11 protein-coding genes and 2 pseudogenes are annotated in these 12,687 nt (G+C 46.2%); 8 read left to right on the top strand and 5 right to left on the bottom strand.

All coding sequences use genetic code 11. The features are described from left to right. Positions 1 to 153: 153 nt before the first annotated feature. A complete protein-coding gene (locus tag IM500_RS10750; RefSeq protein ID WP_002801704.1) occupies positions 154 to 321 on the bottom strand; it encodes a hypothetical protein in 168 nt (55 codons plus the stop codon). A 191-nt stretch (positions 322 to 512) separates the two neighbouring features. On the opposite strand from IM500_RS10750, the gene glmU reads away from it, so the two are divergent. Beyond that, the gene (glmU, locus tag IM500_RS10745; protein WP_287738364.1) at positions 513 to 1,865 is read left to right on the top strand and encodes a bifunctional UDP-N-acetylglucosamine diphosphorylase/glucosamine-1-phosphate N-acetyltransferase GlmU; all 1,353 of its coding nucleotides are present in this window, start codon (positions 513 to 515) and stop codon (positions 1,863 to 1,865) included. 304 nt (positions 1,866 to 2,169) lie between these two features. Here the strand turns inward: glmU and IM500_RS10740 are convergent, their stop codons facing one another. Then, a complete protein-coding gene (locus IM500_RS10740) occupies positions 2,170 to 3,672 on the bottom strand; it encodes a DUF3370 domain-containing protein (RefSeq protein ID WP_242034656.1) in 1,503 nt (500 codons plus the stop codon). A gap of 104 nt (positions 3,673 to 3,776) precedes the next feature. Next, positions 3,777 to 3,926 (bottom strand): annotated as a pseudogene (locus tag IM500_RS10735) (ISAs1 family transposase); the annotation flags it as partial. A gap of 205 nt (positions 3,927 to 4,131) precedes the next feature. Here IM500_RS10735 and IM500_RS10730 point away from each other — a divergent pair. Next, positions 4,132 to 4,713, top strand: a complete 582-nt coding sequence (locus IM500_RS10730) for a thioredoxin family protein (protein WP_190722335.1) — start codon at positions 4,132 to 4,134, stop codon at positions 4,711 to 4,713. Between the two features lie 167 nt (positions 4,714 to 4,880). Here the strand turns inward: IM500_RS10730 and IM500_RS10725 are convergent, their stop codons facing one another. After that, on the bottom strand, positions 4,881 to 6,131 hold the full coding sequence (locus tag IM500_RS10725) for an FGGY-family carbohydrate kinase (protein ID WP_190722337.1): 1,251 nt from the start codon (positions 6,129 to 6,131) through the stop codon (positions 4,881 to 4,883). A 2-nt stretch (positions 6,132 to 6,133) separates the two neighbouring features. Here IM500_RS10725 and IM500_RS10720 point away from each other — a divergent pair, with 2 nt between their 5' ends. The 3 genes from IM500_RS10720 (at position 6,134) to IM500_RS10710 (ending at position 8,039) form a co-directional block, all read left to right on the top strand. Then, positions 6,134 to 7,192 carry a tocopherol cyclase family protein gene (locus IM500_RS10720; protein WP_190722334.1) on the top strand — a complete coding sequence of 353 codons (1,059 nt, stop codon included), beginning with the start codon at positions 6,134 to 6,136 and terminating at the stop codon, positions 7,190 to 7,192. 93 nt (positions 7,193 to 7,285) lie between these two features. Beyond that, positions 7,286 to 7,636: a hypothetical protein gene (locus IM500_RS10715; RefSeq protein ID WP_147072306.1), complete on the top strand. Its 351-nt coding sequence runs from the start codon at positions 7,286 to 7,288 to the stop codon at positions 7,634 to 7,636. A gap of 253 nt (positions 7,637 to 7,889) precedes the next feature. After that, a complete protein-coding gene (locus tag IM500_RS10710; RefSeq protein ID WP_170915412.1) occupies positions 7,890 to 8,039 on the top strand; it encodes a hypothetical protein in 150 nt (49 codons plus the stop codon). A gap of 166 nt (positions 8,040 to 8,205) precedes the next feature. On the opposite strand, the gene IM500_RS10705 is transcribed toward IM500_RS10710, so the two are convergent. Then, positions 8,206 to 8,358, bottom strand: a complete 153-nt coding sequence (locus tag IM500_RS10705) for a hypothetical protein (RefSeq protein ID WP_287738354.1) — start codon at positions 8,356 to 8,358, stop codon at positions 8,206 to 8,208. Between the two features lie 129 nt (positions 8,359 to 8,487). Between IM500_RS10705 and kdpA the strand changes: the two genes are divergently transcribed. From kdpA to IM500_RS10690, 3 genes and pseudogenes are all read left to right on the top strand, one after another. Beyond that, on the top strand, positions 8,488 to 10,233 hold the full coding sequence (gene kdpA / locus IM500_RS10700) for a potassium-transporting ATPase subunit KdpA (protein WP_190722333.1): 1,746 nt from the start codon (positions 8,488 to 8,490) through the stop codon (positions 10,231 to 10,233). A gap of 15 nt (positions 10,234 to 10,248) precedes the next feature. Next, complete coding sequence (gene kdpB / locus IM500_RS10695) at positions 10,249 to 12,408, top strand: potassium-transporting ATPase subunit KdpB (protein ID WP_287738351.1); 2,160 nt, start codon at positions 10,249 to 10,251, stop codon at positions 12,406 to 12,408. After that, positions 12,408 to 12,632 (top strand): annotated as a pseudogene (locus IM500_RS10690) (HindVP family restriction endonuclease); the annotation flags it as partial. The gene kdpB and the pseudogene IM500_RS10690, both read left to right, overlap by 1 nt. Positions 12,633 to 12,687: the final 55 nt, after the last annotated feature.

Below are 12,687 nucleotides of genomic sequence, written 5' to 3'. Positions count from 1 at the left end.
GAACCCTTATATAGAAAGGCATTTGGCGATTTTTGTCAATTATTTTTGATCTAGAGCGAACTAATCAATTAAGTCTCTTGCCAGATAAGGATTTAGTCGATTTATGCCCCCCTATCGAACCATACCAGGTAACGAAGAACCGGGAAATTTTCTTTAATTTAGGTTTTGATTCTCTTGGTTTTTGCGCTTGAGGTTTTGCAGTTGTTGCAGCAGTACCTCGATTTCCGCTTCTAGATGCAGGTATTTCACCTGTTGGTCAGCTTGGTAGGTGGTGCGAATCTGTTTCATGGCGGAGGATTCCTTAGTTAGTACAGTTGTCATAGCGGTATCTATAGAGTGCTAATTATGTTCAATTGTTTCAATTTGTATATAGTACCTTAACAATGTCTTAAAGAAAACCTTTTTATGGTAGTTTCTCAACTGGCACAGGATGAAAGAGGGAAAAAATTCTTGCAACCAAGGGGATCGGAGTGCGATATACTCAGTCGCGAACGATATTGGCAAGCATGACCATGGTAGCGGTAGCAATTTTAGCGGCGGGTAAGGGAACCCGAATGAAGTCCAGCCTTCCGAAAGTTTTACATCCCCTCGGCAGTCGCTCGCTAGTGGAACGGGTGCTTAATGTCAGCGAATCCTTACATCCCCAGCGAAAACTGGTGATTATCGGTTATCAAGGGGAACAGGTGCGAAATACTCTACAGCATCTCGAGGATATCGAATTTGTCGAACAAAAGGAACAGTTAGGCACTGGCCATGCTATTCAGCAGTTAATCCCCCATTTAGAGGACTTTCAGGGGGATTTGTTGGTCTTAAATGGCGATGTTCCCCTATTGCGTCCCGAAACCTTGCAAAATCTTCTCCAGATTCATCAAGACCATGGTAACGCTGCCACCCTCTTAACTGCTAACCTCCCTAACCCGAAAGGTTACGGTCGAGTTTTTTGTGATGGCAATAATCTCGTTAAGCAGATTGTGGAAGAAAGAGACTGTACCGATGCCCAACGACAAAACCACCGGATTAATGGAGGCATATACTGCTTTAATTGGTCAAGATTAGCGGCTATACTGCCTAATTTAACCCCCAATAACGATCAAGGTGAGTATTATCTCACGGATGTGGTCAATTTTCTCGATCCCGTCATGGCCGTGGATGTGGAGGACTTTTTAGAAATTAGCGGCATTAACGATCGCAAACAATTGGCCGCCGCCTATGATATCCTACAAACTAGAGTCAAAGATGATTGGATGGCCGCTGGAGTCACCATAATTGACCCCGATAGTGTCACCATTGAGGATACTGTCACCCTCAGTCCCGATGTGATTATCGAACCCCAAACCCATCTGCGCGGTGAGACGATAATCGCTTCTGGTTGTCGTATAGGTCCGGGGAGTTTAATCGAAAATAGTCGCATAGGCAGCGATGTAACGGTCTTATTTTCGGTTATTTCTGATAGTCAGGTGGATTCTGGTTGTCGTATCGGTCCCTATGCTCATTTGCGCGGAGAAGCGAAAATTGGGGCTAATTGTCGAGTCGGTAATTTTGTTGAAATTAAAAAAAGTGACATCGGCAATAAAACCAATATTGCCCATTTATCCTATCTGGGAGATGCCACTTTAGGGGAAAAAGTTAACGTTGGCGCGGGAACAATTACTGCTAATTACGATGGCGTGAAAAAACATCAAACTATGATCGGCAGTGGCACAAAAACTGGGGCAAATAGTGTTTTAGTGGCTCCTTTAAAATTAGGAAAAAATGTCACCGTGGCTGCCGGTTCAACTATCACTAAAAATGTCCCCGATAACGCTTTAGTTATTGCTCGCGAAAGTCAGCGTGTGATCGAAAATTGGGCAGATCAGTTTCAGTAGGTTAATTCCGGGATTTAAGGCAAGAAAACTGTTGCTAAATTCCGAGATTAGAGTCAAGATAAACGGGGAGGGAAAGAAAGAGGGGTTGAGTACCATTCAACCGGCGTTGCTGATTTGAGATATGAATCTTCTTTTGTGGGATTTTTAAAACCTAGACCCAAACTAACTTTTGGATGGGTGCAAGATTGTCATTCATACCTTGATTCAGCAACGCCCTTTTTTTTTTGCTTCCTCTCAGATTAACTCCTGTCAGTTCGCCGTAACAGACAAGGCAGTCAGTGATTTTTGTCTGTTGCAATTTATTTTAATTTTCCAAAGTCTTAATTGTAACCACCTGCGGCGGTGTAGAATCAGGTGGATAAATAACATCTAATTGTACTTTTCTTTGAGTTCCTGGTTTTAAATCTAGTTTTAATAAAGGCTCTAAAACCTGCCCTGTTCTATGCCATAAATGTACATAACTGGTTTGTTGTTTACCTTGATCATCGCTATATTTTAAACGCACTGTACCACGGAAAAAGGGAAAGTCTAATGATGGTTTTCTAAATTTAATTCCTTTTTCAGATAGTCTATCTTCTTTTAAGGGAGTTTCTAAAGTGATGCTAACTGTCTGATTTTTATTAGTGTTATTAGTTAAAGGTATGTTGAGTTGATATTCTACCCCATAGTTACCATGTGCTTCGTAAGCAGTATCAGGATACCGCACTAGCATTTTTGCGGTTTGGCTTTGTTCTGTTCCTAACCTTCCACCCCGTAAGGTGGCTATGGGATAAGAAATAGTTTTACCTGGTTCGGGAATAGTCAGGGTTTGGGTTTTGGTGTTGTCTGTGAGGTTTGCTTTCCATGTTGCACCTTCGGATATACCTGCGACTCTGCTGTAAATTAATTGACCTCCTTTTGCATCTGGGGGTGTGGGGGTTTTATCTCTTGGTCCTGCAAAGTTACCGTTATTTAATAAGTCTTGCCATTCTTTTAATGTGGGTGCGCGCTCGCTACCATCAGCATTTTTTTTCGCAAACATGGCTAAACTCGCTGCATAAATTTTACCACTGCTATTTAATCGGAAAAAACTGGATCTCCCATTGACAGGTTTTTCTAAATTTCTGACTGGGATAGGATGGTTTAATAACATTTGACTTCCCCCAGCAGCAATGACTATTCTTGCTGGAAATTCTTTTTGACGTACTCCCCGCAAAACATCCGCTACTGCTCTTGCACCTGGTCCAGAAAATGCTTTACCATCGTTATTTTCTATGTAGGGTTGCCAGGTGACAAACGGTGCTTCTGTCATTAAATAACTCGCACCTTGTAAAATGTTAATAGTGATAGGTTTTTTACTGGGATTATGTAAAATTACTCCTATATATAAGGTTTGTAAATCCTTGGGATTGTGGGTATAATGATGAGCAAATAAATCAAATCTGCCTTGAATGGGAAAGTTTAAATGTGCGGCTGGAACTTTTTTGTTATTAGGGGTAAAAGTAGAAAGTAGAATACCTTCATTTTTGATCCATTCTGGACTGTTGCTATTAAAAACAGGTATTTTATCTAAACTACCGGGTAAAGGGCGCACTTCTCCAGTTTGTATAATTTCTTGGGGTGCTGGTTTTGCAGGTGTTTGGGCGTTTACTTGATTTTTCGGATGATAGCTATTGAAAGTTGTACAGCCGATAGTTTGAGTAATCGCTAATCCTGATATGATGATGAATACAGGTTTGAGGATGTGGTTTTTTGCTTGCAAAGTTCCCATAATTTGATTTTTCCAGTAAGTTTGCCATTTGCCAGTTTGCCAGTTTGCCTGGAGCATCTCATTTATGCAAGTGAGTAATTATACTTGTCCCTAAAACTGGTTTCTAGCAAGGCTTTCAAAATAGCTTGACATAAAACCTGATTTAGGGGTTACAAAGGTGTTTCCGCTCCATACCCCAGACGAATCCCACTGGCATCTTCACTAAATGTAACATCGAGTACCCAATGGAGACTATTTTCAATACTCCAATGTCTGCGAATCACCTCGGCCTGTTTTTGGGCATCCGCTGCTAAACTACTGATGAAGAAGCGAATTTATGTAGTAGTTTTATTCCATAATTGGCGGACACTGCGAACCATGACTACTGCAGCTCTAACCAGTAATTTAGATAGGTCAATGGCTTATCAGTTCACTGTTTACTGTTTACTGATGCTGGTTAAGGCCTTAAATTTGCGCGATGAAGCGTGAAATGCTATAAAAATCTCAGTCCTCCCTATAGAAAAGAGTAGAAACTTTATGGCACGCACCGAGTCCACAATGTTAGATCTGGGGACAAAAGCTCCCAGTTTTGCCTTACCCGATGTGGTTTCGGGTGAAACTATCTCTCTGGACAGCTTTGCGGCTAAAACCGCTCTGTTAGTCATCTTCCTCTGTGAACATTGTCCCTTTGTTAAACACATTCAAGAAGAACTTACCCGTCTAGGTCGCGATTATGCTAATACCAATCTGGGCATCCTCGCAATTAGTTCTAATGACGTGGAGAAATATCCTGATGATTCGCCCGAAAATTTGAAAAAAATGGCGATAACCCTTGACTTTAAATTCAATTTATGCTATGACGAAAGCCAAGAAGTGGCGAAAGCTTACACGGCAGCCTGTACTCCCGATTTTTTCCTCTTTGATAGTCAGCGCAGCCTAGTCTATCGCGGTCAGTTGGATGATAGTCGTCCTAGTAATGGAATACCGGTGACAGGCAAAGATCTCCGCGCCGCTATTGACAAGGTTTTAACCGGTCAACCGGTGCCGACGGAGCAAAAACCCAGTTTAGGCTGTAATATCAAATGGAAACCGGGTAATGAGCCACCCTATTACGGTTAATTAACGAAGGGTGTAGGGTGTAGGGTGTAGGGTGTAGGGTGTGGGGAGAATAAATAAAATAATCTCCTGTCTCCTGACTCCTATCTCCTGACTCCTGACTCCTGAATACTGACGACCGACTCCTAACCCCACCAACAAACTTTTTGCCGCAAACCCTACTTATGAGACTATTTCAACAGCGTAACCGATTGCTGTGCTAATAGGGCAGTACCATAGGCCGCTTGCTCCTGTTTAGACAAAAGCACGGGAACCCCTAAATGACGCTGACGAATTATTCTCCAAGTCGAATTTTTTGCCCCACCACCAGCACTATAAACTCGCTCTAATTTATTGGCTCCCAATTCCTGTAAACGCTGATAACCTAAAGCTTCAATGCGGGCAATACTTTCCAGTAAACCATGCAAAAATTCTCGAGTATTATCGGGCCGGGGAGTCAGTTTTGCGGGTAAAAAAGGATCATTAATTGGAAAGCGCTCACCCGCTTTTAGTAGAGGATAATAATCTAAATTACTTTCTTTTTGTCCATCTATTGCTAAACTATAATTTCTCAATTCTTGATCAGAAAAAAACTTCTTTAGCACTGCTCCTCCCGTATTAGATGCCCCACCAGTTAACCACAAATTTCCTAAACGATGACTATAGATGCCATAGTTACTATCATCAACTTTCTGGCTACTTAATAATTTTAAGACTAAAGTTGAACCTAAAGATGTCACTGCATCCCCTAAAGAATTAGCACCACTGGCTAAAAATGCCGCTATGCTGTCGGTGGTTCCCGTATAAATTAAACAATCTTTCGGGATAGCAAAACGAGTCACTAAATCTGGTTTAATAGTATCGATCGCTGTACCCGGGGCAAAAATTTGCGGTAATAAATTAAACATCGGTAAATTCTCTAACCAATCGGGATAACAGAGATTTTCGAGATCATAACCTAACTTTAAGGCATTGTGATAATCACTAATTCCCAGTTTACCGTGCAGCAGAAATGCTAACCAATCCGCTTGCGAGAGAAAATAACGCGCTTGCGAAAAAATTTCTTGTTCACTCCACCAAAGTAATTTAGCTAAACTGGAGGTAGCAATAATCACGGGATGGTGAGGGGGTGCTATAGCTTTAATTGCTTCTAAAAAGGCAATTCCTCGCCCGTCATTGTATAATATTGCCTGAGAAAGAGGATTCCCCCAATTATCACATAATAACACCGTCGAGGAAGTACCATTAATTGCGATCGATTTAAGTTCTGAACGCACCGAATCCCCTAGATTATCCAATAAATAAAATAGGGCCTTTTGCCAATCCTGAAAATTGGCATTAGTGAAGGGATAATGAACCTCAGCGACGATATTTTTGCTAGAATCAATAGCAATCGCTCGCGCTCCCGATGTGCCAAAATCAATACCTAAAGATAAACCCATTGATGTCTTCACAACCCCCTCATTCTGGCTACCATTGGGATGGTATCACTCCCCGATTCTTTGAAGGTTGGTACTTCCGAGTCATGATTCCGCAATTAGCCGACGGATTCGCCTTTATGTATTCTATTCAAGACCCAAGCGGCGGTCAAGTCAATAGCGGTGGAGCGGTACAAATTTTAGCCATAGAATCTAATTATCTTTGTCGCACTTTTCCCGATACGGATAAATTTTGGGCAAGTCGTCAGGAATTAGCCATTATCCATTGGGGAAAAACTAACTTAAAAATCCGTCCCCGTCTGCTTTCTCCGTCAGCTTTTTTTGAGTCTGTTCAAGAGGGTTATCAAGCAACGGCAAACCAGCAGCAAGGACGAATTTATGATCCCGTCACTGGAGAAATCTGTCAATGGGATTATCGCGTTGAAACTAGGTACAGTTGGGGAGATAACAAGCGTTTACCCCAAGCAACAGCAGGAATATTATCTTATTTACCGATTTTTGACCCGGGTTGGCAGATTTTAACTGCTCATGGTTTAGCAACGGGAATGATTACCTATGGGGGAAAAAATTACCAATTTGAGAATGTACCTTTTTATAGCGAGAAAAATTGGGGTTATTCTTTCCCCGAAAAGTGGTTTTGGATTAATTGTAATGCTTTCCCTGAAAATCCCGATTTAACCTTAACCGCAGTGGGTTCTACCCGGAAAGTTCTCCACTGGACGGAATCGGTGGGAATTATCGGTATTCACTGGCAAAATCGCTTTTATAAGTTTGATATCTGGAATTCTCAACTAACTTGGACAGTGCAACCCTGGGGATACTGGGAAATGAGGGCAACCAACGAGAATTATACCATTGTCTTAATCGGCATCAGTGATCATCCTCCCGATCGCGTGCGTGTACCCACAGAAAAAGGTCTCTGTTTTGCTTGTCAAGATACCCTCAAAGGTAAATTATCGATAAAATTGGCTGATAGTCGCGGTAAAAACATTATAAATAGCTCTAGTGGTCTAGCTGGTCTCGAAATTGGCGGTATTTGGCCATCAGCTTGGATTAAACAGTGATTTAAATCACCATCGCAACGGCATAATATCACGCTATTATTTATCGAGCGGTATTAACATGGAATCAGTTTTTGATCACTAAAAAATCGTTTCATGAACCAACCTTCTCTCAATTTTGTTGAGCAATTAGTGATAGCAGAAGTGCGGGAACAGTTAAGAAATTTACCTGCTTCCTTTCGCCAATATCTCTCGGAGATTAAAATCGATCGAGTCATGAATAATGCTATCCAAATTCTGCCCCGCAGTTTCAAAACTTTGGGGGAAAAATATCACGATTATCACACCCGAAGATTAAGAATAAAAATTGCTGTAGAAAGAGCGATCACCGATATACTGCATGAACTAAAATTTTATTATGTAGCGCAGACAGAAGTGGAAGATGAAGAAAATATTCCCACGGAACCATATTCTGAAAGGTGGGATAGCAGTTATTTTAATGGCTAGGTACAGAGTCTTCCTTTTCAGGAGTTAGCAGCTATTATTCAGAGGATAATAACCCATTAGTTTATAATTTATTCCTATAAGAAATGTTGTAAATCTCTGCTCAGAAATAGAATCGGTCGGTGAGTCTGGCTGAAAAATTATTTGAAAGTCAAGGAAATAGGCTTTTTTAGTTAAGTTTTACAGAAGTCGCCCTCGATATTTTTTTTGATGATAATTAATACTATTGGTCAAAAGTAATGGCAAAGATGGTTAATTGTCCTCGCCCCACTTTCAACCTTCAGATTTAATTGCCGCCCAAGCTAAAAGTACAGTAGAAAGAATCAAAGAAGCTCCCTTACATGATATCATCGGCGAGACTTGGAAACTATTTCATCAAATTATTTACCCCATAGAACCCCCTTGAGCCATCTTGCACACTTTTCTCTTTTTGTCAAATTTTATGTTAAGAAATATGTGACTAATGGATAGGCTTTTAGCGACGGGAGTGTCAATCAGCAATCTCTGATTACAAATTGCGATGGGGTTTGCATAATTATTCCCGTTTGTTCAGCCACTTGTGACCTAACATCTTAAGAGTCACTGATAATTGCTGATTGTCGGTATTGCCGCATAAGTGCGTAAAAGCTGATAGGACAACGAACGGAAAAAATATAGATTGTCAAGGTGCGACAAATCGCTATAATCGTTCCAGCAGAGGCGATAATAATCCCTCGATCATCCATTTGTTAATGATCGCTAATGATGAGACAAACTCGGTTTTCAGCAAGCGGTTTCGAGACAGCGAACCCGTGAGTTTCCCGGTTGATCGTTGATCGAGCCTCGACGGGCCTTTTTTTGGAGTTGATCGAACCATGTTGCAAGGATGGATTCAAATCGCGCTCACGATCCTGATAATCGTGGCGATCACCCCCTTTTTCGGGCGGTATATGGCTAGGGTGTTCATGGAACGGAGAACCCTACTCGACCCACTGTGCGATCGAGTCGAGAGTCTTCTTTACACCTTCGTCGGAGTGAAAGGGAAAGAGAATATGACTGGCTGGCAGTACGCCCGCGCCGTTCTCTACAGTAACGCGGTAATAGCAATTCTGGTTTTTTCCCTGATTGCCGGCCAAGGAGTCCTTCCCCTCAACCCGACGGGGATCCCCGCCCCTTCTTGGGACACCACCCTACATACGACGATTTCCTTTATCACCAACAGCGACCAACAGCATTATTCCGGAGAAACCACCCTCAGCTACGGGAGTCAGCTCTGGGGTCTCGGCTACCAGATGTTCACCTCGGCCGGAACCGGTCTAGCGGTGGGGATCGCCTTTATTCGGGGATTGACGGGGCGACCGTTGGGCAATTTCTACGTGGATCTGATCCGAGCGATCACCCGTATCCTCTTACCGATCTCGATCGTGGGGGCAATTGCCCTGATCATCGCCGGAGTCCCGGAAACCCTCGCGGGCCCGGCGATCTTGCCGACGCTAGAAAACCCCAACCTGAGTCAGGCGATCGCCCGCGGTCCGGTGGCCCACTTCGAGATTATTAAGGAATTGGGAGAAAACGGCGGTGGCTTTTTTGCCAGCAACTCGGCCCACCCCTTTGAAAACCCGAACGGATTCGTCAATCTGGTGCAGTTGGTAGCGATTCTCTCGATTCCCACCTCCCTGATCTATACCTACGGGGTTTTCGCCGATAATCTCAAGCAAGCTCGGTTAATCTATCTAATTCCCCTCGGTATCTTCATCGGCTTGACGATCATCACAGCGATCGGGGAATATAACGGCAACCAGGCGGTTAACTCCCTGCTAGGGGTGGAGCGAGCGGTTAACTTCGAGGGCAAAGAAGTACGCTTCGGTTGGGCGCAATCGGCCCTGTACGCGGTAACTACCACGGCCACCATGTGCGGTGCGGTGATCGCCATGCACGATTCCTTGATGCCGAACGGCGGCTTCGCCACCCTCTCGAATCTGTTCCTGCAAATCGTTTTCGGCGGCCAGGGAACCGGCACCGCCTACCTGTTTGCCTATCTGATCCTGGCGGTATTCGTCACCGGGCTAATGGTGGGGCGAACCCCCGAATTCCTCGGGCGCAAAATCGAGAAACGGGAAGTGGTGTTAGCGAGTTTTTTAATTCTGCTGGTTCACCCGATCGCCATCCTCATCCCTGGAGCGATCGCCCTTGCCTTTCCCGACTTTCAGGGCATCAGTAACCCCGGCTTTCACGGATTATCTCAAGTTATCTACGAGTACGCTTCCGCCGCTGCCAATAACGGGTCGGGATTCGAGGGACTAGGGGATTCCCAACCTGCGCCGCTTGCGATTGCGGCTGGTGCCAAACCGACGATTACCGCTCTCTGGTGGAATCTAAGCGCCTCCTTCAGTTTACTCGCCGGACGGTATATCCCGATCGCCGCCCTGCTCTTGTTAGCCGATGGGATGTCCCGCAAACAACCAGTTCCCGCCACCACCGGAACCCTCCGCACCGATACCGGACTCTTTACCAGCGTGACGGCGGGGGTGATTTTAATTCTCGGTGCGCTGACTTTCTTGCCGATATTAGCCCTCGGGCCGATCGCGGAAGCCTTTCAAATCACCCGGATGATCGGCTAGGAGTTTGGATAATTTATGAGAACGAACAAAGGAAATTCTAAATCCTCCCGCCCGTTGCGAGTGCCGAGAGGTCGCAGGGACGACCGCCGCCACACCCCCAAGGTAAACCGGACAGGTCTCTATCAACGCGCGATCCGGCAGTCCTTCCTCAAACTCGACCCGCGCATCGCCGTGCGTAACCCGGTCCTGTTCGTGGTCTGGTTAGGAACGATCGTCACGGCCCTGGTGACGATCGACCCGCATCTATTCGGCACGATCGCCGGGGATAGGGGACAACAACGGCTACTTAACGGCATCATCACCCTGATCCTCTTCTTCACGGTGCTGTTCGCCAACTTCGCCGAGGCGATCGCCGAGGGACGGGGAAAAGCCCAGGCCGATGCCCTGCGCTCCACCCGCAGCGACACGATCGCCCGAAAAATCCTGGCCGACGGATTGATCGAGTCGGTCAGTTCCACGGCCTTGGGTCGGGGCGATCGGGTAAAACTGGTGGCCGGGGACGTGATTCCCGCCGACGGGGAAGTGATCGAGGGAATCGGTTCGGTGGATGAATCGGCGATCACCGGAGAATCGGCCCCCGTCCTCAAACAACCCGGAACCGACATCGCCAGTTCCGTCACTGGCGGCACCAGGCTTCTCTCGGACGAGTTGACAGTGCGGATCACTCAAGATCCCGGCCAGGGTTTTATCGATCGCATGATCTCCCTCGTGGAAGGGGCCGAGCGCACGAAAACCCCCAACGAGATCGCGCTGACGGTACTTCTGGCCGTGTTAACCCAAGTCTTTCTAATTGTCGTGGCCACGATTCCGCCGATCGGGAACTATATCGCCGGTTTCCTGGAAACGAGCCTCGGGCCGGCGGTCGCGGATACCTTTCGGGCCGGTTCCAGTATCGCCATCTTGATCTCGCTCCTCGTCGCCCTCATTCCCACGACGATCGGCGGTTTATTGAGCGCGATCGGCATCGCCGGCATGGATCGTGTGGCTCAGTTTAACGTCATCGCCACCTCCGGGCGCGCGGTGGAAGCCTGCGGCGACGTGAATACCCTCCTTCTCGACAAAACGGGAACGATCACCCTCGGCAACCGACTGGCTGACGAATTTATCCCCGTGAACGGTCATAACCTCGAGGAATTAGCCCGCATCTGTCTAGCGGCCAGCCTTTTCGACGAAACCCCGGAAGGACGCTCGATCGTTGCCTTAGCCCGGAATTTGGGCGCGAACCTCGATATCGATGGCCAACCCGGCGAGGGAATCGAATTCTCCGCTCGTACCCGCATGAGCGGCACCGATAGGGCCGGCGAGGAATACCGTAAGGGAGCCGTAGACGCGATTAAAGGTTTCGTCCGTTCCCGCGGTGGTTCCGTTCCCGAGACCCTCGATGAGGCACAGGAAAGGGTTTCCCGTTTGGGGGGGACTCCCCTGGCCGTCTGTCGGGGTAACGATATCTACGGGGTGATCTATCTCAAGGACATCGTGAAGCCAGGATTAAAAGAGCGTTTCGACCAATTACGGCGCATGGGTGTGAGAACGATCATGCTCACCGGCGACAACCAGATCACGGCGGCGGTGATCGCGGCGGAGGCGGGGGTGGATGATTTTATCGCCGAGGCCACCCCAGAAGATAAGATCGAGGTGATCCGTCGCGAGCAAGCCAAGGGCAAGTTAGTTGCCATGACGGGAGACGGAACCAACGACGCACCCGCACTGGCCCAGGCTAATGTCGGTGTGGCGATGAACTCCGGAACCCAAGCGGCGAAGGAGGCGGCCAATATGGTGGATCTCGATTCCGACCCGACCAAGCTGATCGATTTAGTGACCATCGGCAAACAGTTACTCATTACCCGCGGCGCCCTAACCACGTTTTCGGTAGCCAACGATATCGCCAAGTATTTCGCCATTATCCCGACGATTTTCGCCGCTGCCGGGATCGGTGCTTTAAACATCATGGGTTTGAAAAGCGCTCAATCGGCGATCGTCTCAGCCCTGATCTACAATGCCCTGATTATCCCCGTTTTGATTCCCCTAGCACTTAAAGGCGTTCAATTTCGCCCGCTCACTGCTGACCAACTATTGCGGCGCAATATCCTCATCTACGGCGTGGGAGGCATGATTGCGCCGTTTATTGCTATTAAGATTATTGATGAGATAATTTCAGCGATCGGGTTGAGGTAATGGGAAAATCGGCAATATTTAAGCCTAGTTTATTCGGATTGAAGCACTTGAATCGGGATTTTAGCCAAAAAGAAACATGGGGTAAAAATCAATTTAACTCCTCATTTCCAGCTTCTTTGTGCGCTTACTTGGATGGGAAAGGACTGAAAAATGTCTATCTGAAACTTGACGAAAATTTAAAAATTCAACCTGCGGAGTTAAGTACAAAAGAGTTATACGGTCTAGCTCCCGATTCCGATAATTTATTTTATGCTTTCGAGAGTCAATTTAGAGGAGGGA

Source organism: Microcystis sp. M179S2, from assembly GCF_020245805.1.
Lineage (GTDB): Bacteria > Cyanobacteriota > Cyanobacteriia > Cyanobacteriales > Microcystaceae > Microcystis > Microcystis aeruginosa.
The sequence above is the reverse complement of the archived record's forward strand: the minus strand, read 5'-3'. Positions and strand labels throughout refer to the sequence as shown.